This window comes from Telluria aromaticivorans, from assembly GCF_013003915.1.
In the GTDB taxonomy this organism is placed as follows: Bacteria; Pseudomonadota; Gammaproteobacteria; order Burkholderiales; family Burkholderiaceae_D; genus Telluria; species Telluria aromaticivorans.
Window position 1 is genome coordinate 843,921 of the sequence record NZ_JABAIV010000001.1, and the last position, 22,468, is coordinate 866,388.

General features: G+C 66.1%; 12 protein-coding genes and 1 pseudogene. 1 reads left to right on the plus strand and 12 read right to left on the minus strand.

Features of this window, described 5'->3' with window-relative positions; translation table 11 throughout:
• Window positions 1-250: 250 nt before the first annotated feature.
• The 12 genes and pseudogenes from HGB41_RS03890 to HGB41_RS03945 all read right to left on the minus strand — a co-directional run bounded on the left by HGB41_RS03890 (window position 251) and on the right by HGB41_RS03945 (window position 20,334).
• The gene (locus HGB41_RS03890) at window positions 251-1,225 is read right to left on the minus strand and encodes an HDOD domain-containing protein (protein ID WP_171081229.1); all 975 of its coding nucleotides are present in this window, start codon (window positions 1,223-1,225) and stop codon (window positions 251-253) included.
• A gap of 90 nt (window positions 1,226-1,315) precedes the next feature.
• Complete coding sequence (locus HGB41_RS03895; RefSeq protein ID WP_171081232.1) at window positions 1,316-1,852, minus strand: AAA family ATPase; 537 nt, start codon at window positions 1,850-1,852, stop codon at window positions 1,316-1,318.
• Entirely contained in the window at window positions 1,849-2,442 is a 594-nt protein-coding gene (gene pnuC / locus HGB41_RS03900; RefSeq protein ID WP_171081234.1) for a nicotinamide riboside transporter PnuC, read from the minus strand. Before pnuC ends, HGB41_RS03895 begins: the two co-directional genes overlap by 4 nt.
• 102 nt (window positions 2,443-2,544) lie before the next feature.
• Window positions 2,545-4,683, minus strand: coding sequence for a S46 family peptidase (locus HGB41_RS03905; RefSeq protein WP_171081236.1), 2,139 nt, complete (start codon window positions 4,681-4,683; stop codon window positions 2,545-2,547).
• 271 nt (window positions 4,684-4,954) lie between these two features.
• Entirely contained in the window at window positions 4,955-6,388 is a 1,434-nt protein-coding gene (locus tag HGB41_RS03910) for an efflux transporter outer membrane subunit (protein WP_171081238.1), read from the minus strand.
• Window positions 6,385-9,669, minus strand: a complete 3,285-nt coding sequence (locus HGB41_RS03915; RefSeq protein ID WP_171081240.1) for an efflux RND transporter permease subunit — start codon at window positions 9,667-9,669, stop codon at window positions 6,385-6,387. The genes HGB41_RS03910 and HGB41_RS03915 overlap by 4 nt, the downstream gene beginning before the upstream one ends.
• Window positions 9,666-12,764, minus strand: a pseudogene (locus tag HGB41_RS03920) (efflux RND transporter permease subunit). Before HGB41_RS03920 ends, HGB41_RS03915 begins: the two are co-directional and overlap by 4 nt.
• A 157-nt stretch (window positions 12,765-12,921) precedes the next feature.
• A complete protein-coding gene (locus HGB41_RS03925; RefSeq protein WP_171081242.1) occupies window positions 12,922-14,286 on the minus strand; it encodes an efflux RND transporter periplasmic adaptor subunit in 1,365 nt (454 codons plus the stop codon).
• Between the two features lie 253 nt (window positions 14,287-14,539).
• A complete protein-coding gene (gene sppA, locus HGB41_RS03930; RefSeq protein ID WP_171081244.1) occupies window positions 14,540-16,396 on the minus strand; it encodes a signal peptide peptidase SppA in 1,857 nt (618 codons plus the stop codon).
• 32 nt (window positions 16,397-16,428) lie between these two features.
• Window positions 16,429-17,898: a sodium:solute symporter gene (locus HGB41_RS03935; protein ID WP_171081247.1), complete on the minus strand. Its 1,470-nt coding sequence runs from the start codon at window positions 17,896-17,898 to the stop codon at window positions 16,429-16,431.
• A 92-nt stretch (window positions 17,899-17,990) separates the two neighbouring features.
• Entirely contained in the window at window positions 17,991-18,425 is a 435-nt protein-coding gene (locus HGB41_RS03940) for a hypothetical protein (protein WP_171081249.1), read from the minus strand.
• 376 nt (window positions 18,426-18,801) lie between these two features.
• Window positions 18,802-20,334 (minus strand): NYN domain-containing protein, encoded by a 1,533-nt coding sequence (locus HGB41_RS03945; RefSeq protein ID WP_171081251.1) that lies wholly within the window; start codon window positions 20,332-20,334, stop codon window positions 18,802-18,804.
• Window positions 20,335-20,538: 204 nt separating this feature from the next.
• On the opposite strand from HGB41_RS03945, the gene HGB41_RS03950 reads away from it, so the two are divergent.
• On the plus strand, window positions 20,539-22,464 hold the full coding sequence (locus HGB41_RS03950; protein WP_171081253.1) for a PAS domain-containing hybrid sensor histidine kinase/response regulator: 1,926 nt from the start codon (window positions 20,539-20,541) through the stop codon (window positions 22,462-22,464).
• The last annotated feature ends 4 nt before the right edge of the window (window positions 22,465-22,468 follow it).

A 22,468-nucleotide genomic window follows, 5' to 3' on the forward strand; every position in this document is an offset into this window, starting at 1 on the left:
GCCGCGCTGGCAGCATGGACGAGGTTTGACTGCGCGGTGATCGTTGCGGTATATACCGGCGCACCGACTGCCGCACCGTGATTTGAACGCGCGGGCAAGGTAAATCAGGGCAATGCCCTGATTTACGAATTGCCCACCCTACGAGAAAGTGGCGGCTCTGAAGTGATCGGCATCAGGGCATGCCCTCCCGGCCCCTCCTATTCTACAGGGCGCCGTCAGCGGCTTGTCATTGAGCCGCGGCAGGCAGTCCTCAATCTGCGAGTTCGGCCAGCTTGCCCAGGCAGCGGCGCTGGAAGCCGTTCAATCCCTTGGTGACGAAGCTGTCGTCAAGCTCGATCACGACGCCATCGATCAGCAAGCGCAGCTTGGCGATGCGGTCGCCCTGGGCCAGGGCCTGGGTCAGGTGCGAGGCGTCCGGCGCATCTGGCTCTCCTGCCTTGGCGATGGCCTCGACCACGTCCGCCGGGAAGTCCCAGTGCTGCGCAATCACCGACGACAGCCGGCGGCTGGCGGCGAACAGTTCGATCCCGAAGCTGCCCGAACCCGGCACCTTGCCCTCGCAATGGCGGTCGGCCACCTGGAAGGCCACCTGCAGGCCCACGTTCTGCATCAGGCCGGCCAGGTAGGCTTCGAAAACGCTTGCAGACAGTCCTGGCGCCATCACGCTGGCGGCGAAGGCGCAGCGTTCGGAATGGCGCCATACGTTCGGCGCCACCGCGCGCGCGACGCCCTGGACCTTGACCCGCACCAGCGGCCGGAACGCGATCCGCGCCAGCAGCATGCGCAGGCCGTTCAGGCCGAGCATCGCCACCGCGCCGTCGAGGGTCTCGATTGGCTTGGCCGGCCGGTAGTAGGCGCTGTTGGCCTCGCGGATCACTTCGGCGACCAGCACCAGGTCGCGCCCCACCTCGGCCGCGACCGCGGCGCTGGAGATGTTCTCGTCCGACAGTGCATTGAGCAGCTGCGCGACCAGGTCAGGGATGCGCGGCACCAGTCCGGACGCATTCTCGGGATCGTCGGCCAGGGCGAGCACCTCGGCCAGGATGGCTTCTTCGACCTCGGGTTTGGCATTGGTGCCGTGCGACGCGGCCAGCCAGCGGTAGAAGGCCGAGTCGATCTCGGCCGCCATGTCGTCGCCATCCACGGCCGCCGCCGGCACAGGGCCGGGGGCTGCGTCAGTCTCCTTGCTGGTGCCGCCTAACAAGCGGTCTATCCATTTTTTCACGGTACACCGCCATCGTTATGCAGAAAAATTTATTCTAATACCATACAGCAACAAATAATAGTGGTAAGGAGCGTTTCCTTGACTTGCGCCTCAGGAACCCGCTTGCACCCCGGCCTCCAGCACCGCTTCCACCTGCCGCAGCCGCCGCTCCAGCCCGCCCTCCAGCAGGACATAGGCAATGCCGCGCGCCTCCAGCGTCTGCACCAGCATCCGGTGCACGTTCTGGCGTACTTCTTCGGATTCGCGCTGCAGGCCGTCCGGTTCCCAGGGGCTGTCGGGCGCGGTCACCAGGGTCCACGCATAGTCGTGACGGCTGTCGAGCCGGGCAAGTTGCGGATCCACCCTGCCCCAGTACTGGCGGCTGTACAGCGCCGTCATCAGGGGGGTGGTATCGCAGAACAGGAAACGCGTCGCGCGGCTGGCTGCGGCATCTTCGCGCGCGCGCTGGGTGCAGGCAATCGGGTACTGGTCGCTCTCGAAAGGCACGCGGGCATGGGTGTCGACGAATTCGCGCAGGTATTCGGGCACCCACAGGGTTCGATAGCGCGCGGCCAGCGCCTCGGCCAGCGTCGACTTGCCGGACGATTCGGCGCCCAGCACCGCAATGCGCAGCACCGGCTCCGTCATGCATCCCTCCGCGCGATGTTCGACCAGGCGCGCAGGCCGGTGTACGCCAGCACCACGAACAAGGCGTACAGGAAGGCGGTCAGGTTCAGGCCCTTGTAGACATACAGGCCGACATACAGCACGTCGACCACGATCCAGACGATCCAGTTTTCCACTTTCTTGCGGCCCAGCAGGAGCTGGCCCACGAGGCTGCCGGCCGTCAGGAAGCCGTCCGCATGCGGCACGTCGGTGTCGGTGTAACGGTCGAGGAAGGAGGACAGCAAGATGAAGCCGATGGCCCAGCCGGCGATCGCCCAGCCCCAGGCGGCGCGCTTCAGGCGCGTCACCACCAGGGGCTGCTCGCCGGCGCCATGCAGCCACTGATACCAGCCCCAGATGGATGCGGCGATGAAGACGAACTGCAGGCCCATGTCGCCATACAGCTTCGCATCGAAGAACACGACCGCATAGGTCGCCGAGGAAGCGATCGAGAACAGCCAGGCCCAATGCTTCTGGCGGATGTTGAGGGCAACCGTGGTGATGGCCAGCAGGAAGGAAATCAGTTCCAGCGGCGTGGTGACCAGCCCGGCGAGGGTAAGCGCTTCGTTCATGGGGTCCTATCGGAAGACGCCGGATGGTAACAGCCGCAGTCAGGCAGGACAAGGCCGCGGCGCTTGTGAGCCGCCGCGGCCTTCACTTGCTCAAAATCCGGCTTACTTCTTCGGGTATTTGATCGTCATTTCCTTGAGCAGGTTGTCGGCATGGTCGACTTCCTTCATCACCCACAGCATGTAGCGGATGTCGACGTGGATCGCACGCGTGATGGCGCTGTCGAAATACCAGTCCTTGGTGATCGATTCATAGGTCGAATCGAAGTTCAGGCCCACCAGCTCGCCGCGCTTGTTCATCACGGCCGATCCCGAATTGCCGCCGGTGGTGTCGGCGCTCGACAGGAAGTTGACCGGCACGGTGCCCAGCGCCGCATCCTTGAACACGCCGTAGCGCTTCTGTTTCACCGCTTCGGTGAGCGCGGCCGGCACGATGAACGGATCCCTGGTGGTGGTCTTCTCGACGATGCCTTCCACGGTCGTGAACGGACCCTTCACCAGGCCGTCGCGCGGCGAATACGGCGCCACGGTGCCGTAGGTCACGCGCAGCGTCGAGTTGGCATCCGGGTAGACCGGCTTGCCCTGGGATTTCTTCCAGGCGATCACCGCGGTCATGTATTGCGGGATGACGCGTTCGAGGTTGCCTTCGAGCTCGTTGCGGCGGTTCTCCAGGGCCATGCCGGTATCGTGCAGGCGTACGGCCAGCTGGACGAACGGGTCGTTCGACTTGCGGAAGGCTTCCGGATCCTTGCCGATCCAGGCCAGGCGCTTGGCGGTGTCTCCGAGCTCGCTCGCCTTGACCATCGCGCCGAGCGCATTCGGCGCCGGCAGCAGCGCGTCCAGGCCTTGCGGACGCGCCTTGGCGTCGATGCGGGCATAGCGCGCCAGTGCGGCGCCGTAGCGCGCTTCGTCCACGCTCGCCACGAAGGACTGCTCGAGGCGGGTCAGGCGCGCCTTGATGAAGGACAGGTCGCGCTCCTGGTAGCCGGCTTCGCGCTGCGCGTCCGGCTTCTGGCGTTCCAGCGCCAGGCGGTACAGGGTGCGTGCGCTCTTGAGCAGGTCGCTGTGGGTCGCTTCCGCCCAGGCGGCTTCCTGGCGCGACTGCGCCATGTCCTGCGCGATCACGCTATCCAGCTCGCCCAGCAGGTTCCTGGAGCCGTTACCGTTCTGCTTGTGCCAGGCCCGGAATTCGGCATCCTGCACATCCTTGATCGCGGCGATGTCCTTGCGCGCGAAGCCGTCCATCAGGCCCTGGGTTTTCTTGAGCACGTTGTTCAGGCTCTTGGCGACGCTCGCATAGCGCACGTCCCAGGCCGGGTTGCCCTGGGTCGCGGCGGCGATCACCGACAGGTCGGCGGTGATGCTCGCGGCCTTGGCCGGGAAGTCGACATCGCGCGCGAAGCGGATCTCGCTTGGGAGCTTGTAGCGGCTGGTGCGGCCCGGGTAGCCGGCCAGCAGGATCGGGTCGCCGTTCTTCAGGCCTTCGGCCGACACCACCAAAAAGTCTTTCGACTTGTAGGGCACGTTGTTCGGCGACGGGTCGGCCGGGCGTCCATCCGGGCCGACATAGGCGCGCAGGAAGGAGTAGTCGCCGGTCTGGCGCGGCCATTCGTAGTTGTCGATGTCGCCGCCGAAGTTGCCGATACGGTCGGACGGCGCGTACACCAGGCGCACGTCGCGGATCATCAGCTGCTTGATGCGGTAGTACTCGAGGCCACGGTGGAAGGCCGGCACCGAGCAGCGGATCGATTTGTCCGTTTCGCATTCGGCGACCAGGGTCTTGATGCGCGACTCCACCAGCTCGTGGCGCTCGCGTCCCGACATCGAAGGGCTCAAGCCCTTGAGCACGCGGTCAGTCACGTTCTCGACCTTTTCGGTCACGTAGACCAGCGTGTTCGGGCCGCCCGGCAGCTCCTCAACGCGGGTCTTGGCCAGGAAGCCGTTGATGATGTAGTTCTTTTCGGGGGTCGAATTGCGCTGGATGGCGCCATAGGCGCAGTGGTGGTTGGTGACCACCAGGCCGTCGGGCGAGACGAAGGAGGCCGAGCAGCCGCCCAGCGACACGATCGCGCTCATCGGATGCCTCGTCAGGTCGGCCAGCTTCGCGGCCGGCATGGTGATGCCGATGCGCTTGAGTTCGGAGGTGAGTTGCGGCAGCTGGTGCGGCTGCCACTGGCCTTCATCGGCGACGGCACAGGCGGCGGCGCCCAGCAGGGCAACAGGCAAGACGATGGATTTGAACAAGATGACCCCAGGAAGGATGTAAAAAGCAGCCGGGAGTATAGCTTTGTTGTACCCACGATGGGTCGTTTTTTGGCGTCTTGACGGGGCGGGGGTCATAGTGAAACGACATGTCCCAAGGTCTGTCTGGGCAATGCCTGGAGACGCCATGGCAACATGCCGGTCGTTGTAGGGTGGTCGGGTTCCCCGACCGCGCGTTCAGCTCCGGCGTGCATCAAGGCGGCGCAGGAACCGGCTGAACGCGCGGTCGGCACAGCCGATCACCCTACGACGCTCACCGTTCCAAGCTTGCGTCAGTCAACCGGCCTCCCGGCAGCCAGCCGCCCCCGAGCGACTGGATGAGCGCCACTGCCGCCGCCTGGCGGTCAGCCTGCACCTGCACCAGCGAACGCCGCGCACCGAGTGCCGTGGCCTGCGCCTGCACCACTTCCGAATAGCTTACCTGCCCCGCCCGATAGCGGTTCAGGATCTGCTGCTCGACCTTGTCGGCAGCTTCCGATGCCACTCGCCGCAATTCCTGCTGCTGTTCCAGGATGCGGGTTGCCGCCAGCTGGTCTTCCACGTCGGCGAAAGCGGTCAAGACGGTCTGGCGATAGCGTGCGACCGTGGCCTGGTGGCGCGCTTCCGCGCCCGCCACGCTGGCGCGGGTGGCGCCGGCATTGAAGATCGCCTGCGCCGCCGACAAGCCGAAGGACCAGGCCGCGTTCGATACCGAGAACAGGTCGGATACCCTGCTGCCGCCCGTGCCGAGCGATCCGCTCAGGCCGATATTGGGGAAATAGGCGGCGCGTGCGATGCCGATCTCCGCATTCGCGGCGGCGACGTCGCGCTCGGCGGCGGCGATGTCGGGCCGGCGCTGCAGCAAGGTGGCTGGCACGCCGACCGGCACTGCCGGCACGGTCACGCGCCAGGTCGGTGCGACGGCCAGCGTGAACTCGCTCGGGGCCTTGCCGACCAGGACCGCGATGGCATGTTCGAACTGGGCGCGCTGGCGGCTGAGGGACAGTTCGTCGTTGCGCGCGTTGGCGAGCTGGGTCTGCGCCTGCAGCACGTCGGTGCGGGCAACGATGCCGGCATTGAAGCGGTTCTGGGTGATCTGCAGCTCGCGCTCGTAGCCGGTGATGGTGCGGGCGAGCAGTGCGCGCTGGGCGTCGAGCGCGCGCACGGCAAAGTAATTCGCCGCCAGTTCACCCTGGGCCGCCAGGCGGGCACTGGCCAGGTCGGCCGCCGTCGCGTCCGCGCCGGCCTGGGCGCTGGTGACGCCGGCACGCAGCCGCCCCCACACATCCGGCTCCCAGCTGCCGCCGAGGTTCAGGCGGAATGCGCTGTCCGCGCCCCCGTTGCGCACGCCGGAACGGTCGGCGCCCACACCCAGGTTCACGGTCGGGAACAGCGCTGCGCGCTGCTGGCTGACGAGGGCCCGGGCCTGCGCATAGTTGGCCACGGCCACCGCAACGTTCTGGTTCGAGACTTCGACGCCGGCAGCCAGGGCGTTCAGGTCCGCATCGCCGAACAGCTGCCACCAGGGTCCGCGCTCGAGCGCATCGGCCGGCGCTGCGGGGACCCAGCCCTGCATCTCCTTGAAGGCCGCCGGTTCGGGCGTCGTGGGCCGCTGGTAGGCCGGGCCGACGGCGCAGCCTGCCAGAAGGCTAGCCGCGAGGGCGATGAGGGTAAGGCGCAAGCGCAGGTGGGTTTGCATGAAGGTCATGGTTTTACCGGGGTCGGGTCGCCATCGATGGAATGGCGGGTCAGCTCGCGCTCGTCCGGCTTGCGGGTGCGCAGCTTGTCGAGCAGGACGTAGACGACGGGCGTGGTGAGCAGGGTCAGGACCTGGCTGGCAATCAGGCCGCCGATGATGGCGATGCCGAGCGGCCGGCGCAGTTCCGAGCCCTCGCCGAAGCCGATCGCCAGCGGCAAGGCGCCGAGCGCCGCGGCCAGCGTGGTCATCAGGATCGGGCGGAAGCGCAGCAGGCAGGCTTCGCGCACGGCTTCCATCGCCGACAGGCCGCGCGCGCGCTCGGATTCGAGGGCGAAGTCGATGATCAGGATTGCGTTCTTTTTCACGATGCCGATCAAGAGGAAAACCCCGATCAGCGCGATGATCGAGAACTCCATCCGGAACAACAGCAGCGCCAGCACCGCGCCCACGCCGGCCGAAGGCAGCGTGGACAGCACCGTGACCGGATGCACCAGGCTCTCGTACAGGACGCCGAGCACGATGTAGATGACGACGATGGCCGCCAGGATCAGCAGCGGCTGCTCCTTGCTCGATTCGTTCGCCGCACGCGCCGTGCCTTCGAAGCTGCCGCGCACATTGGTCGGCATGCCGATATCGGCTTCGGCCTGCTTGACGGCGAGCTGGCCGTCTTCGAGGTTGAAGCCCTCGGCCAGGTTGAACGAGACCGTGGTCGCCAGTTCGCCGTCCTGGTGGTTGACCGAAGTCGGCGTCGAGCTCTCGGCAAAGCTGGCAATCGCCATCAGCGGCACCATCGTGGTCGCGCTGGAGGACAAGGCCGAGCCGCTCGACGGGTCGCGCGCGGCGGTCAGGTTGGCGGGTGCGGCGGGCGTGCCCGTGGCCGTGGTGGCGGTGGTGGCGGTGGTGGCGGTCGAAGCCGTGGCAGCCGCACCGGATGACGACCCGCCCCCGGTCCCGCGCGCCGGCACGTACACGTCGCGCAGCGCTTCGGGCGACTGCGCATAGCGCTGCGCCACGCCCATGATCACGTGGTACTGGTTCAGCTCATCGTAGATATTCGCCACCTGGCGCTGGCCGAAGTTGTTGTACAGCGCATTGTTGATGTCGCGGGTGCTGATGCCCAGGCGCGAGGCGGTTTCCTTGTCGATGGTCACAAAAGTCTCGACGCCGTTCTCGGCCTGGTCGGTATCGACGTCGACCAGCGAGGGTTGGCGCTTCATGCTCTCGGCCAGGCGCGTGGCCCACTGCTTCAGGTCGGCCGCGTTGTCGCTCTTCAGGGTGTACTGGTAAGTCGAATTGCTGGAACGCCCGCCCATGCGCAGGTCCTGCACCGGGTTGAGGAAGATCGACACGCCGGTGACGCGCGCCAGCCTTGGGCGCAGGCGCGCGATCACGGCCTGGCCGGTGTCGCCCTCTGCCCGGTCCCGGACGGGCTTCAGGTTGATGAACATGAAGCCGCCCCCTGCCCGCCCGCCGCCGGTAAACGCCACCACGGTATCGACTGCCGGGTCGCGCTTGATGATGTTCACCAGCTGGCGCAGCTTGCCCTGCATGGCCTGGAAGGAGATGCTCTGGTCGGCGCGGATGCCGCCATTGAGCTGGCCGGTGTCCTGCTGCGGGAAGAAGCCCTTCGGGGCCGCCGAAAACAAATACACGTTGAGCGCCACCACGAAGGCCAGGATCAGCATTACCAGTGCCTTGCTGGCGAGCGCCCAGTCGAGCGAATGTTCATAGCCGCGCAGCACCCGGTTGAAACCGTTCTCGGACCAGCGCGCCAAACGGCCCGGCTTTTTCTCCTTGTCTTCCTTCCTCAAGAGCCAGGCGCACATCATCGGCGTGGTGGTCAGCGAGATCACCAGCGAGATCATCACCGCCGCCGACAGGGTCACCGCGAATTCGCGGAACAGCCGGCCCACCTGCCCGCCCATGAACAGCAGCGGGATGAACACCGCCACCAGCGACAGTGAAATCGACAGCACCGTGAAACCGACTTCGCGCGCGCCCAGCAAGGCCGCCGTCATGCGGTCCATGCCGGATTCGATATGGCGCGCGGTATTTTCCAATACCACGATGGCATCGTCCACCACGAAGCCGGTGGCCACCGTCAGGGCCATCAGCGACAAATTGTTCAGGCTGAAGCCCAGCATGTACATGACACCGAAGGTCCCCAGCAGCGACACGATGGTCGCCACCGCCGGGATGATGGTGGCGCGCACACTGCGCAGGAACACGCTCACGACCAGCACCACCAGCAGGATCGACAGCACCAGGGTGAATTCGATCTCGTGCAAGGACGAGCGGATCGAGTTGGTGCGGTCCGAGGCCACCTGCAGCTTGACGTCGCCCGGCAACTGGGCCTGCAGCGAAGGCAGCAGCGCGCGCACGCCGTCCACCGTCTCGATCACGTTCGCATCCGGCTGGCGCGTGATCAGCACGATCACTGCCGGTTCGCCGTTGAACAGGCCGAGCGTGTTCACGTTTTCGACGCCGTCGATGACCTCGGCCACGTCCTGCAGGCGGATGGCGGCGCCGTCGCGCCAGGCCACCACCAGGTCGCGGTAATCCGACGCACTGCGCCCGCCATTGCCCATGGTCGGCTGCGAATAGATCTGGAAGCGGTGGCCATTGCCCTCGATCGCACCCTTGGGGCGGTTGGCATTGGTGGCCTGGATCGCGGCGCGCACGTCTTCGCTCGAGACGCCGTACTTATTCAGCGCATAAGGCAGCAGCTCGACCCGCACGGCCGGCAACGAGCCGCCGCCGATTTCGACTTCGCCCACGCCTTTTACCTGGGCCAGGCGCTGCTGCACCAGGTTCGAGACGGATTCGTAGATCTGGCCGGGCGAGCGGGTCTTCGAGGTCAACGCCAGGATGATCACCGGCGCATCGGACGGGTTGGCCTTGCGGTAGGTCGGGTTGCTGCGCAGCGTGGCCGGCAGGTCGGCCCTTGCCGCATTGATCGCGGCCTGCACTTCGCGCGCGGCCGAGTCGATCTTGCGGTTCAGGTCGAACTGCAGGCTGACCCGGGTCGAGCCATTGCCGCTGTTCGAGGTCATTTCGTTGACGCCGGCGATCACGCCCAGGCGCCGCTCGAGCGGCGTCGCCACGCTCGAGGCCATGGTCTCCGGACTGGCGCCGGGCAGCGAGGCCGATACCGAAATGGTCGGATAGTCTACCTGCGGCAGCGGCGAGACCGGCAGCACCAGGAAGGCGGCAATTCCCGCCAGCGCGATCCCGATGGTCAGCAGGACGGTCGCGATCGGGCGCTCGACAAAGGGGCGCGACAAATTCATGCGCCTACCCTTTCCGGCTTATTCGAGCCCTTGCCGGTCCTGCGGCGCGCCAGGCGGTCGAAGGCCAGGTAGATCACCGGCGTGGTGAACAGGGTCAGCAACTGGCTGACGATCAGGCCCCCGAAGATGGCCAGGCCCAGCGGCCGGCGCAGCTCGGCGCCCTCACCCCAGCCCAGCATCAGCGGCACCGCCGCGAACAGCGCGGCCAGGGTCGTCATCAGGATCGGGCGGAAGCGCAGCAGCGCTGCCTGGCGGATCGCGTCCAGCGGGCTTTTTCCCCCGTCGCGCTCGGCCTCGATCGCGAAGTCGATCATCATGATCGCGTTCTTCTTGACGATCCCGATCAACAGGATGATGCCGATGATGCCGATCACGCCCAGCCCCTGCCCGGTCACCCACAGCGCCAGCAGCGCACCGACGCCGGCCGAAGGCAGCGTGGACAGGATGGTCAGCGGGTGCACATAGCTTTCGTACAGCACGCCGAGCACGATATAGACGCAGACCACGGCGGCCAAGATCAGCCACAGCTGGTTCGACAGCGAAGCCTGGTAGGCGCCGGAGGCACCGAGGAAGGTCATGGTCACCGATGCCGGCAGCTTGATCGCTTCGGCAGCCTCGCGGATCGCATCCACCGCGGTTCCGAGCGAGGTGCCGCCGGCCGTGTCGAAGCCGATGGTGGTGGACGGATACTGGGCCACGTGGGTGATCTGCAGCGGCGCTTCGCGCTCGGTCACCTTCGCCACCGCCGCCAGCGGCGTCGGCTGGCCGGAACCGGTGCGCAGCTGCAGCCTGCCGAGGGCGTCGAGCGACATTGCCTCGTCCTGCTGGGCTTCGAGGATGACGCGGTACTGGTTGGTCTCGGTGAAGATGGTCGAGACGATGCGCTGGCCGAAAGCGCTGTAGAGCGCGTCGTCGACCGAAGCCGCCGTGATCGACAGGCGCGAGGCGGTGTCGCGGTCGATGTCGATGAAGGCGGCCGCGCCCACCGCGCCGGCATCGGTGGTCACGTTGCGCAGCTCGTCGCGGGTGGCCATTCCAGCAACCAGCTTCCTGGCCCAGCTGTTGACGGTGGCGCTGTCGGCGCCTTCCAGCGACAGGCGGTACTGGGTCGGGCCGCTTTCGGCATCGATGGTCAGGTCCTGGGTCGGCTGCACATACATGGTCACGCCGGCGACCTTCGCCACGCGCTCGCGCAGGCGCGCCATGATTTCGTCCTGGGCACCAATGCGGTCGCGCTTCAGGTTGATCAGCATGGTCCCGGTATGCAGCATGGTGTTGTTGGCGGCGTCCACGCCCACATAGGAGCTGAGCGATTCCACCGCCGGGTCTTGCAGCACTTCGCGGGCGGCTGCCTGCTGCAGCGTGGCCATGTCGGCGTACGAGATCGACTGGCGCGCCTGCAGGCGTGCCTGCAGCTGGCCGGTATCCTGGGTCGGGAACAGGCCTTTCGGGATCGCGGCCCACAACAGCGCGGTCAGCACCAGCGTGCCCACGGCAACAATCAGGGTCAGGCCCTAGCGCGCCAGCACCCAGCCCAGCGCCACGTCATAGCGCTGGATGATGCGGTCGAAAAAGGCCTGGGTCTTCTGGGCCAGCTTGCCCGGATGTTCGTCTTCATGGCTCTTGAGCCAGCGGCCCGCCATCATCGGCACCAGGGTCAGCGAGACCACGGCCGAGATCAGGATGGTCACCGCCAGCGTCACCGCGAATTCGCGGAACAATCGTCCCACCACGTCGCCCATGAACAGCAGCGGGATCAGCACCGCGATCAGGGACACGGTCAGCGAAATAATGGTGAAGCCGATCTGCTTCGCACCCTTGACGGCAGCTGCCATCGGCTTTTCGCCTTCTTCGATATAACGCGCGATGTTCTCGATCATGACGATCGCATCGTCGACCACGAAGCCGGTGGCGATCGTCAGCGCCATCAGCGACAGGTTGTTCAGGCTGTACCCCATCAGGTACATGATGCCGAAGGTGCCGATCAGCGAGATCGGCACCGCCAGGCTGGCAATGATGGTGGCGCGGATGCTGTGCAAAAAGGCGAAGATCACCAGCACCACCAGCACCACGGCCAGCAGCAACTCCAGCTGCACGTGATGGACCGAGGCGCGGATGCCGGCCGTGCGGTCGCTCAGCACATCCATGCGTACCGAGCTTGGCAAGCCCGCCTGCAGTTCGGGCAGGCGCTCCTTGATGGCGTCCACGGTGGCGATCACGTTGGCGCCCGGCTGGCGCTGCACGTTCAGGATGATCGCTGGTTTCAAATTGGCCCAGGCGCCGATGCGCACGTTCTCGGCGCTGTCGACCACCCGCGCCACGTCCTGCAGGCGTACGGGGGCGCCATTGCGGTAGGAGACGATCAGGTTCTTGTAGTCGGGGACGGTCACCAGCTGGTCGTTGGCATTGATCGCGTACGAGCGCGTGGGGCCGTCGAAATTACCCTTGGCGCTGTTGGCGTTGGCCGCCGTGATGGCGCTGCGCAGGGTGTCCAGTCCCAGGCCGTAGGAGGCCAGCGCCTCGGTATCGGCCTGGATGCGCACCGCGGGACGCTGGCCGCCCGACAGCGAGACCAGGCCCACGCCCGAGACCTGGCTGATCTTCAGCGCCAGGCGCGTGTTGACCAGGTTCTGGACTTCGGTGAGCGGCAGCGAGTCTGAGGTGATCGCCAGGGTCAGCACCGGCGCATCGGCCGGATTCACCTTGGCGTAGACCGGTGGCGCCGGCAAATCGGTCGGCAGCAGCGAGCCGCCGGCGTTGATCGCGGCCTGCACTTCCTGCTCGGCCACGTCCAGGGTCTGGCCGAGGCCGAACTGCAGGGTGATCACGGAGACGCCGGAGGCACTGGTGGAACTCATGCGCGTCAGGCCCGACATCTGGCCAAACTGGCGCTCCAGCGGCGCAGTGACCGTGCGCGCCATGACTTCGGGGCTGGCGCCGGGGTAGAGGGTCTGCACCTGGATGGTCGGGAAATCGACTTGCGGCAGTGCGGACATCGGCAGGAAGCGGTAGCCGACCATGCCGGCCAGGACGATGGCCAGCATCAGCAGGGCCGTGGCGACCGGGCGGCGAATAAACGGGGCAGAAGGATTCATTCACTTCCTCCCGAGACTGTCATGCCCGCCACTGGCGGCCATGACTTCCGGCGCAGGCCGGAACCTGAGTTTGCATGAGCAGTGGCATAGGCCGCGTCAAAGTACATGTAATTTGAACGCGCGGGCGGGAGACCCGCCCACCCTACGGTTTCCGCTATCATTGCTGCGCTCCCTGCCTCTGGCGACGGCTTTCGCCCCGCCCTGCTCCCTCGCCCGCGCCGCGCGCACTAGCCGGCCGATCACCCGGCAAGGTCACCTTGGCGCCATCGCGCAAGCGATCCGCGCCTTCCGTGATCACCTGCTCGCCCACCGTCAAGCCGGTCGCGATCTGGATCTTGTCCACGGTCGCCTGCCCGCGCGTCACCGCGCGCTGCGAGACCGTCTTGTCTTTTGCATTGAGCACGTACACGAAGTCGCCGGTGGCGCCATGGCGCAACGCCGTTACCGGCACCACCACCGCGTCGTCGATGGTGTCCAGCTGCAGGCGCAGGTTGACGAACTGGCTCGGGAACAGCTTGTTGTCCGTGTTGGTGAAGCGGGCCTTGGCGCGCACGGTGCCGGTCTGGACGTCGACCTGGTTGTCGAGCGCGATGAAGCTGCCCGACGCCAGGGTGGTGGTGCGGGTGCGGTCCAGTGCGATGGCCGGCAGCTTCACGTTCTGCGCGATGCGGCCCTGCAGCGCCGGCACGCCGTCCTGCGGCACCGCGAATTCGACGTCGATCGGCGCGAGCTGGGTGATCACGGCGATGCCGTTGGCGTCGCCGCTGCCGACCAGGTTGCCGATATCGACCGTGCGCAGGCCGACGCGCCCGGCGATCGGCGATTTCACCTGGGTATAGCTGAGATTAAGCTGGGCCACGCCTTCGGAGGCGCGGTCGGTCATCACGGTACCCTCCAGCTGCTTGACCAGCGCCGCCTGGGTATCGACTTCCTGGCGCGCGATCGAGTCCTGGTCCAGCAAAGTGCGGTAGCGCGACAGCGTCAGGCGTGCGCTTTCCAGCTGGGCTTCGTCGCGCTGGCGCTGGCCGCGCGCCTGCAGCAGGGCCATCTCGAAGGGACGCGGATCGACCGTGGCCAGCACCTGCCCGGCCCGCACCATCTGGCCTTCGGTAAAGTTGATTCTCTGAAGCACGCCCGACACCTGCGGCCGAACGGTGGCCGTCGCGGCAGCCGCCACCGTACCGAGGGCATCGATATTCACCGGGATGTCGAGCAGCTCGGCCGTCGCCACGCCGACCGTGGTGGCCTGGCCGCCGCGCCCACCGCGTCCGCCTCCGCCCCCACCACCGCCCGGCCCGCCGCCACCGGCCGCGCGCTGCCCCGCTGCACCGGGTGGACCGCCGGCGCCGCCGGCAGCACCGCCGGCCGGCCGGTGGGTCAGGTACCAGGCCAGTGCGGCCAGGCCGATCATCGCCAGCACCGCGATGACGGTGCCCAGCAGGCGCTTCTTGCGCTTTTGCTCCGTGGGTGGAACCGGCGGCGGGCTGGTCAGGGCAGACTTGGGGGAAGGGTTGGACTCCATGCTCATCCTTGTTATTTTGGCCAGAATGCAATTCGTACAATACGGATGAGAAAAGGTTAGCACGCTACCCTGCGTTCAAATGTTTCGTAACGTACATTGCGCGACCCCTCTTGTTACAAGAGTGGGGCAGGCTTCACACGGACTTACACCGATGGCCGGACTTCCGGGGCGTAAACGAAAAACGGGTGCGGAATCGCTTCCGCACCCGTCGTCTTTCCTGTATCAACCAGTTACAAACTGACTACATACTGCATCAAGGCGTACTGCACAGGCAGTGCGTCACGGCGGCAAACGGCTTGCGCCCGTCCGCCACCTCTTTCAGGAAGGCCATGTCCTGCATCACCTGGGCAGCCGGACCGGCCGGCAGCGCTGCATCGATCAGGCCGAGTTTCACCTGGATGTTCACCGCCTGCACGGTCGACGCGCCCATCATGTTCAGGAAGCGCTCGACCTTGCTGATCGGGCGCTCGACATAGGCCACGCGGTAGTCCGCGCCCATCTTGGCGCGCTTGGCCGCCGAGTTCAGGGCATCGCGGTAGTTGCCGAGGCGGTCGACCAGGCCACGCTCCTTGGCCTGGGCGCCGGTCCAGACCCGGCCCTGCCCCACTTCGTCGATCTTCGCGACCGTGGTCTTGCGCGCCGCCGCGGCCTTGGTGGTGAACTCGCTGTATACGTGGTTGATGCTGCTCTGGATCAGCTGGGTAAAGCGGGGGTCGATCGGGCGCAGCGGGTTGTAGGCGTCGGCCAGCCAGGTGGTTGTATAGCCGCCGGTGTGGATGCCCAGCTTGTCGCTCACCTTCTCCGCGGTCGGCAGGATGGTGAACACGCCGATCGAGCCGGTGATGGTGGCCGGGTCGGCGATGACTTCGTCGGCCGCCATGGAGATCCAGTAGCCGCCCGAGGCCGCGACGCTGCCCATCGACACCACCACCGGCTTGCCGGCGGCGCGGGTGAGTTCGAGCTCGCGCCGGATCAGTTCCGAGCCATAGGCGCTGCCGCCGGGCGAATCGACGCGCAGCACGATGGCCTTGACCTGTTCGTCCTCGCGCGCCTGGCGGATCAGGTTGGCGGTGGTGACGCCGCCGACCACGCCCGGGGCGCTGCTGCCTTCGGTGATGTTGCCCGAGGCGACGATCACGCCCACCGCATCGCCGAAGGGCTTCTGCGGGTGGCGTCCGAGGTAGTCGTGGTAGCCGACCTGGCGGAAGGACTTGATGCCCTCGTCATAGACGCCGCGCTTGACCAGCATCTCGCGGACCTCGTCCCGGGTCTTGAGGCCGTCGACCAGTTTCACGTTCTGCGCCACCCTGGCGGCATTCCCGCCCGCCGCTTCCATCTGCTGCGGCAGGGTCTCGATCCATTTGGCGACCGTGCCGGCGGGGAGCTTGCGGTTCTTCTCGACCTGCGCGGTGTAGTCCTGCCACAGCGCGTTGTACAGGAAGCTGTCGGCTTCCTGGGCCGCCTCGGACGGGCCGTTGGCGATATACGGCTCGGCGAAGCTCTTGTAGGTGCCGACCTTGATCAGGTTGACGGTCACGCCCAGCTTGTCGAGCGCGTCGCGGTAGTAGTTGCGGCGCCCGCCGAAGCCTTCGATCATGACCATGCCCATCGGGTGGACATAGACTTCGTCGGCGTGCGAGGCCACCAGGTAGCGCTTCTGGTCGTACATCCCGCCCCAGGCAATGACCTTCTTGCCGGATGCCTTGACGCGGTCGATGCCGGCCCCGATTTCGCGCAGCATCGCCAACCCGCCGCCGTCCATCTGGTCGAGCAGCAGGACCACGGTGGTGATGTTCTTGTCCTTCGCGGCTTCGTCGAGCACGTTCAGCACGTCGCGCAGGCGCACGCTGCGCTTGCTGTCGCCGCCGACGCTGTCGAGCAGCGTGTCCTGGAAGCTCGATTCGTGCTGCTCGACCAGGTCGCCTTTCAGTTCCAGCACCAGGGCGCTCTTGTCGCCGATCGGCTTGACGCCGCCCGAGAAGGCCGCGACCAGGATCACCAGCGCGATCAGCAGGAACAGCAAGTTCATCACTGTGCGACGAGTGAAATCGACCGCGTTCCACACCATGCGCAAGCCGCGTCCCAGCGCACTAAAGGGTTTAAAAGCCATTAACACTCCACAGGTCAGTAAATTTGTTCGACTCAGGCCGCTACCGCGGCACTCCCGGCTTTTTCCTTGTGCGAAATCGCGTACAGGCCGGCAAACACGAGTATGCCATTTACCATAAGCAATTCCAGCCCGAGGCGGTAAGAACCGAGCAGGTGTTCCTGATTGTACTCAAGGAGCGCGCAAAGAATCGGCGCGCCAATCGTAATGAACGGGACAAGGTGGTCGCTCAAGGAGCGGCGCGTCAGCATGCCGAAGGCGAACAGGCCCAGCAGCGGCCCGTAGGTATAGGCCGCCAGCTTCAGGATGACCACGATCATGCTCGGGCTGTCGGCCAGCTTGAAGCCCATCACCAGGAACAGGAAGACGGCGGCAAAGCCCAGGTGCACGCGGCGGCGCAGGGTTTCCTTGGCAGCTTCCGTCATGTCGGTGCGGCGCTTGATGCCGAGGAGGTCGATGCAGAACGAGGAAGTCAGCGCGGTGATGGCGCCGTCGGCGCTCGGGAACAGCGCGGAGATCAGCGCGATCAAGAAGATGATCTGCACGGTGGCAGGCAAGTGGCCCATCACCACGGCCGGGAAGATCTTGTCGCCGGTGGCGGTCACGCCTGCTACCGGCGCATATAAATACAGCAGGCCGCCCAGGAACAGGAAGCTCATCAAGACCACCACCAGCACGGCGGTCAGGGTCAGCAGGTTCTTCTGCGAATCCTTCAGCGTCTTGACCGAGATGGTCTTCTGCATCATTTCCTGGTCCATGCCGGTCATGGTCAGCACGATGAAGATGCCGGCCACGATTTGCTTCAGGAAGAAATTCGGGCTGTCGAAATCCAGCGTGAAGATGGTTGATAAGCCCTGCGACTGCATCTGGTTCAGGCTTTCCGGGATCGACATGCCCAGTTCGCCCAGCAGGAACCAGACACAGGCGAACAGGCCGAACAGCATGCAGGTGGTCTGCAGGGTGTCGGTCCAGACGATGGTCTTGACCCCGCCCTGGTAGGTGTACATCAGGATCATGCCGAGGATGACCAGGGTCGTGCCCCAGAACGGCACGCCCAGGCTGTCGAGGATGATCGCCTGCAGGATGTTTACTACCAGGTAGAGGCGCGCGGTAGCTCCCAGCAGGCGCGAGATGATGAAGAAGCCCGCCCCGCTCTGGTAGGCGCGTCGCCCGAGGCGCACGTCCAGGTAATGGTAGATCGAGGTGAGCTGGAGCCGGTAGTACAGCGGCAGCAAAATATAGGCCACGGCAATGTAGCCGAACACATAGCCGATCAGGATCTGGGCGTAACCGAAGGCGTCGTTGCCTACGGCGCCGGGCACGCTGATGAAGGTGGCGCCGGACAGCGTGGTGCCGACCATGCCGAAGGCGACCAGCATCCAGTTGCTGCTCTTGTTACCGATGAAGAAGCTGTCGTTATTGGCGTTGCGGGAGGTGGCCCAGGCGACGGCGAGCAGGAGCGCGAAATAGCCGATGAGGATGCAGAACAGTAGTACCGGTGACATGGAATTCCAATGCAGTTGTCGTTTCGCCCAGCAATATACACCCAAGCGTTGTCACCGGGAATGCCACCTGGGCCTGACAACAGCCTGCCAGCTCAGGCTTCCTCGCCCTGCACCCGCTGGAAGGGCCCGATGCAGGTCTCCATGGTTTCGTCGGCACACATCAGGAACAGCGCGCCGGACGGGTGGAAGCGGATGAAATTCGTGGCCTTGGTGCCGACTTTCATGACGGCGCCGGAGCAGTCTTTCTTGCCGTTGTCCCTGGTGATCTGGTCGTCCAGGCGGTAGAAGCCCTTGGCGCTGGGCTTGTCGGGGATGCGGTATTGGCTTTCGGAGACTTCTTCGGCGCTGGTGACGAGCGTGGTGCCGTCGGCGCGGAAGCGGTAGGTTTCCGAGCAGCTGAGGTCGGGCAGGCTGAGCTTCCAGATGCCGAGGATGGGATGGTCGGACGGGGGTGCGGCGTGGGTGGGCGCCGGCAGGAGCAAGGGGAAGGCCAGGACTGCAGAAGAAACCGCGGCAAATATGCGCATGGCTGGCTCCAGTGGCTTCACGTCGTGCGGGGCGGATGCCCCGTCAGCCCGGGTGGGTGGGCGATGACATTATCACATTGGGAGCGTGGGGGTGGCGCACGGGGTGCGTCAAAATCCATTGTGAGGTGCGGAGTATGCAGGAAGCAGCATGGGCAAACGGTGCGCTTGCAAAATTGGGTTCCGGCCTTCGCCGGAAGTCGTAGCTGCCAGTGGCAGGTACGACGGTCTTGAAAGTAGCGGCAGAAAAGCGTTAGCTCGTTTCCTCCGTTACCTTTAAAACCGTCTTTCCTGCCACTGGCAGAAATGACTTCCCGCGAAGGCGGGAACAACGCCACTGGCGTTATTCCCCCCAAGTTCGTACCGCAGCCGCGAAAGATTACTCCTTCGCCTTCGCCGGACGACGCCCGCGCGGCGCCGCGCTGCGCGCCGCCGGCTTGCGTGCCGGACGCGCGGACTTCTTGCGCACAGGGGCGCCTTCGGCGACGTTGCCATCGACATCGTCGCTGGTATCGTCGTCGAAATCATCGTCGGCCATCGACGGGACTGCCTCGGCCCGGGCTACCGGCGCAGGTGCAGGCACCGGCTCGGCTGGTGGCGGAGCCGTTTCTGCAACTGCAGCAGCTCCCTTGCGTGCCGCCGGCTTGCGCGGTGCGCGGCGGCGTTCCTTGGCCGCCGACTTGGCGTCGGCCCCGGCCGCGTCCCCGAGCGCTTCTACGGTTTCGAGCGCTGCCGGCGCCACAGGCGCAGGCTCCACCTCGTCCGGCTCCGGCACAGCCACATCCTGCGCCGCGGATGCTGCCGCACCACGGTAACTATTGCGTCCACCACGGCCGCGGCCGCGCGGCTCCGGCCTGGCTTCCACAGGTTCGGCGAGCTCCGCCTCCTGCTCGGCCGGCTCCGGCTCGACCGCGTCAGGCGCTGCCTGTTCCGCTGCCTCGCCACGTCCGGCGCCCTTGCTGCGGCCACCACGGCTGCGGCGGCGCGGTTCCGGCCTGGCCTCGACGGCTGCATCGCCCTCGTCGCCCTGCGCACCCGCCTCGTCGTCGCCATCTGCAACCACGACTAGCTCCGGCGCCGGCATCGCCAACGGCGCATTCGCGCTGCGGAAGACATAGGTGCCGGATTTCTCGTCGCGGCCGAATTCGAACAGGCCACGCGTCTGCGCTTCTTCGAGCAGGTTGCCGAAGGTGCGGAAACCGTAATAGGTTTCGGAGAAGTCCGGACGGCGGCGCTTGAGCGTATCTTTCAGCAGCGAAGCCCAGATCTTGCCGGTGTCGCCGCGCTCCGAGGTCAAGGCGTCGAAGGTCTCGACCACCATCTCGAGCGCCTGCACCTTGCGCGCCTCAAGTTCTTCCTTGCGCTTGTCGTCGGTCGGACGGCGGTTGTTCTGCGGGGCGGCCTTGCGCTCGTCGCGTTTGGCCGCGACGCGGCGCACTTCGCGCACCAGGTCGTCGTAGAAGATGAATTCGTCGCAGTTCGCCACCAGCAGGTCGGAAGTCGACTGCTTGACGCCGACGCCGATCACGCGCTTGGCGTTTTCGCGCAGTTTGGAAACCAGCGGCGAGAAGTCGGAATCGCCCGAGATGATGACGAAGGTGTCGACGTGCGACTTGGTGTAGCACAGGTCGAGGGCATCGACCACCAGGCGGATGTCGGCCGAGTTCTTGCCGGACTGGCGCACATGCGGGATTTCGATCATCTCGAAATTCGCTTCATGCATGGGGGCCTTGAAGGCCTTGTAGCGGTCCCAGTCGCAGTACGCCTTCTTGACGACGATGCTGCCCTTGAGCAGCAGGCGCTCGAGCACCGGGCGGATGTCGAATTTTTCGTAGTTGGCGTCGCGCACGCCGAGCGCGACGTTTTCGAAGTCGCAGAACACCGCCATGCTGATGTTGTCGGAAGAAGCCATGAGTTGTATTTTTCTGGTAATGGATGAACGAACTGACGCTGAATTATACGCAACACGCTTCGGCATGGCGCCAGGTGCGCATGCGGGACGGATCCGGGGCGCCGGCGCCTGCACGTTTGCGGGTTGCACTTACGCCATTTATTAGCATAAGTCTCCTATAATGCCTGCTGACCATTCGCTCACTGGCACGCACGCGACCACACCATGCTCCCACCATCCGTCTTCGAGTCGGCCTTCAACAGTTCGCCCATCGGCAAGTACCTGCTCTCCGCGAACCCCGAGGCCATCATCCTTGCGGTCAACGACGCTTTCCTGGCCGCATCGCGGCGCAGGCGCGATGAGTTGCTGGGAACGAGCCTGTTCGTGGCCTTCCCCTCCAATCCGGACGACCCGGCCAGCCGCACCAATGAAGCCGAGCTGCGTGCCTCGCTGGCGCGGGTGCGCGCTACCGGCCAGCCCGACACCCTGCCGGTGCAGCGCTATCCGATTCCCGTGCACGGCCCCGACGGCAGCATCGTCTTCGAAGAAAAATTCTGGAGCGCCTACAGCGCCGCCGTGTTCGGCCCCGATGGCGACATCATCTGCATCGCCCACACCACCAAGGATGTGACCGAGCAGATCCGCTCGGAGCGGGCCCTGCGCGAAAGCGAAAACCGGTTCCGCGCGCTGACCACGGCCGGCCAGGTGGTGTACCGGATGAATGCCGACTGGACCGAACTGCGCGAGCTCGACGGCCGCGGCTTCCTGAAGGACAGCGCCGGCCCGCACCCGTTCTGGCTCACCGACTACATCCCGTCCGACGAGCAGGCGCGCGTGCATGCGGCGGTGCAGGAAGCGATCCGCACCGGCGGCGTCTACGAACTCGAACACCGGGTGCGGCGCATCGACGGCGCCGAGGGCTGGGCCCTGTCGCGCGCGGTGCCGATCCTCGGCGCCGACGGCCACGCGCGCGAATGGATCGGCGCGGCCAGCGACATCACCGAACGCAAGCTGGCCGAGGAAAAGCTGCGCGAGTCCGACCGCCGCAAGGACGAGTTCCTGGCCATGCTGGCACACGAACTGCGCAACCCGATCGCGCCGATCAGCGCCGCGGCCGAACTGCTGCAGCGGATGAAGCCGGACGAAGCGCTGGTGCGCCGCACCAGCCAGATCATCGCGCGCCAGGTCGGGCACATGACCGGCCTGATCGACGACCTGCTCGACGTCTCGCGCGTCACCCGCGGGCTGGTGCAGCTCGACCTGGCGCCGCTCGACCTGCGCGAGGTGCTGCAGGATGCGGTGGAACAGGCGACCCCGCTGGTGCGGGCGCGCCGCCACGACCTGTCGGTGGCGCTGCCGATCGACGCGGCCCTTGTCATGGGCGACAAGAAGCGGCTGGTGCAGGTAGTCGCCAACCTCCTCAACAACGCCGCCAAATACACCCCGGAAGGCGGCAAGCTCGAGGTGCGCGCCGGGGTGCAGGATGGCCGGACCTGCATCGAGGTGCTCGACAACGGCATCGGGATGGCGCCCGAACTGACGGTGCGCGTATTCGACCTGTTCGCACAGGCCGAGCGCAGCGCCGACCGCTCGCTCGGCGGCCTCGGACTGGGGCTGGCCCTGGTCAAGAGCCTGGTCGAGCTGCACGGCGGCGCGGTCGGCTGCGAGAGCGCGGGCGAAGGAAAAGGCAGCCGCTTCTTCGCCTGCCTGCCCTGCCTGGCCGGCACCGGGCGAGGTGTCGATGCGCCCGCCGGCAAGCCGCCCGCGGCACCGGCCTCCACGGCGCTGCGCATCCTGGTGGTCGACGACAACGTCGATGCGGCCGTAACGCTGGCCATGCTGCTCGAAGCCTCCGGCCACGAGGTGCAGGTCGAGCACGGGGCATTGGCGGCACTGGAGCGCGCGCGCAGCATGGCGCCGCAGGCCTGCCTGCTCGACATCGGCCTGCCCGAGATGGACGGCAAGGAACTCGCGCGCCGCCTGCGCGCGGAGCCTGCGACCGCCGGCGCCACCCTGGTGGCCATCACCGGCTACGGCCAGGACAGCGAACGCGCGCAGGTCATGGCGGCCGGCTTCGACCATCACCTGGTCAAGCCGGTGGACCTCGAACGGCTGGAGGCGATCCTCGCCAGCATGGGCCAGCCGGGCTGAATCT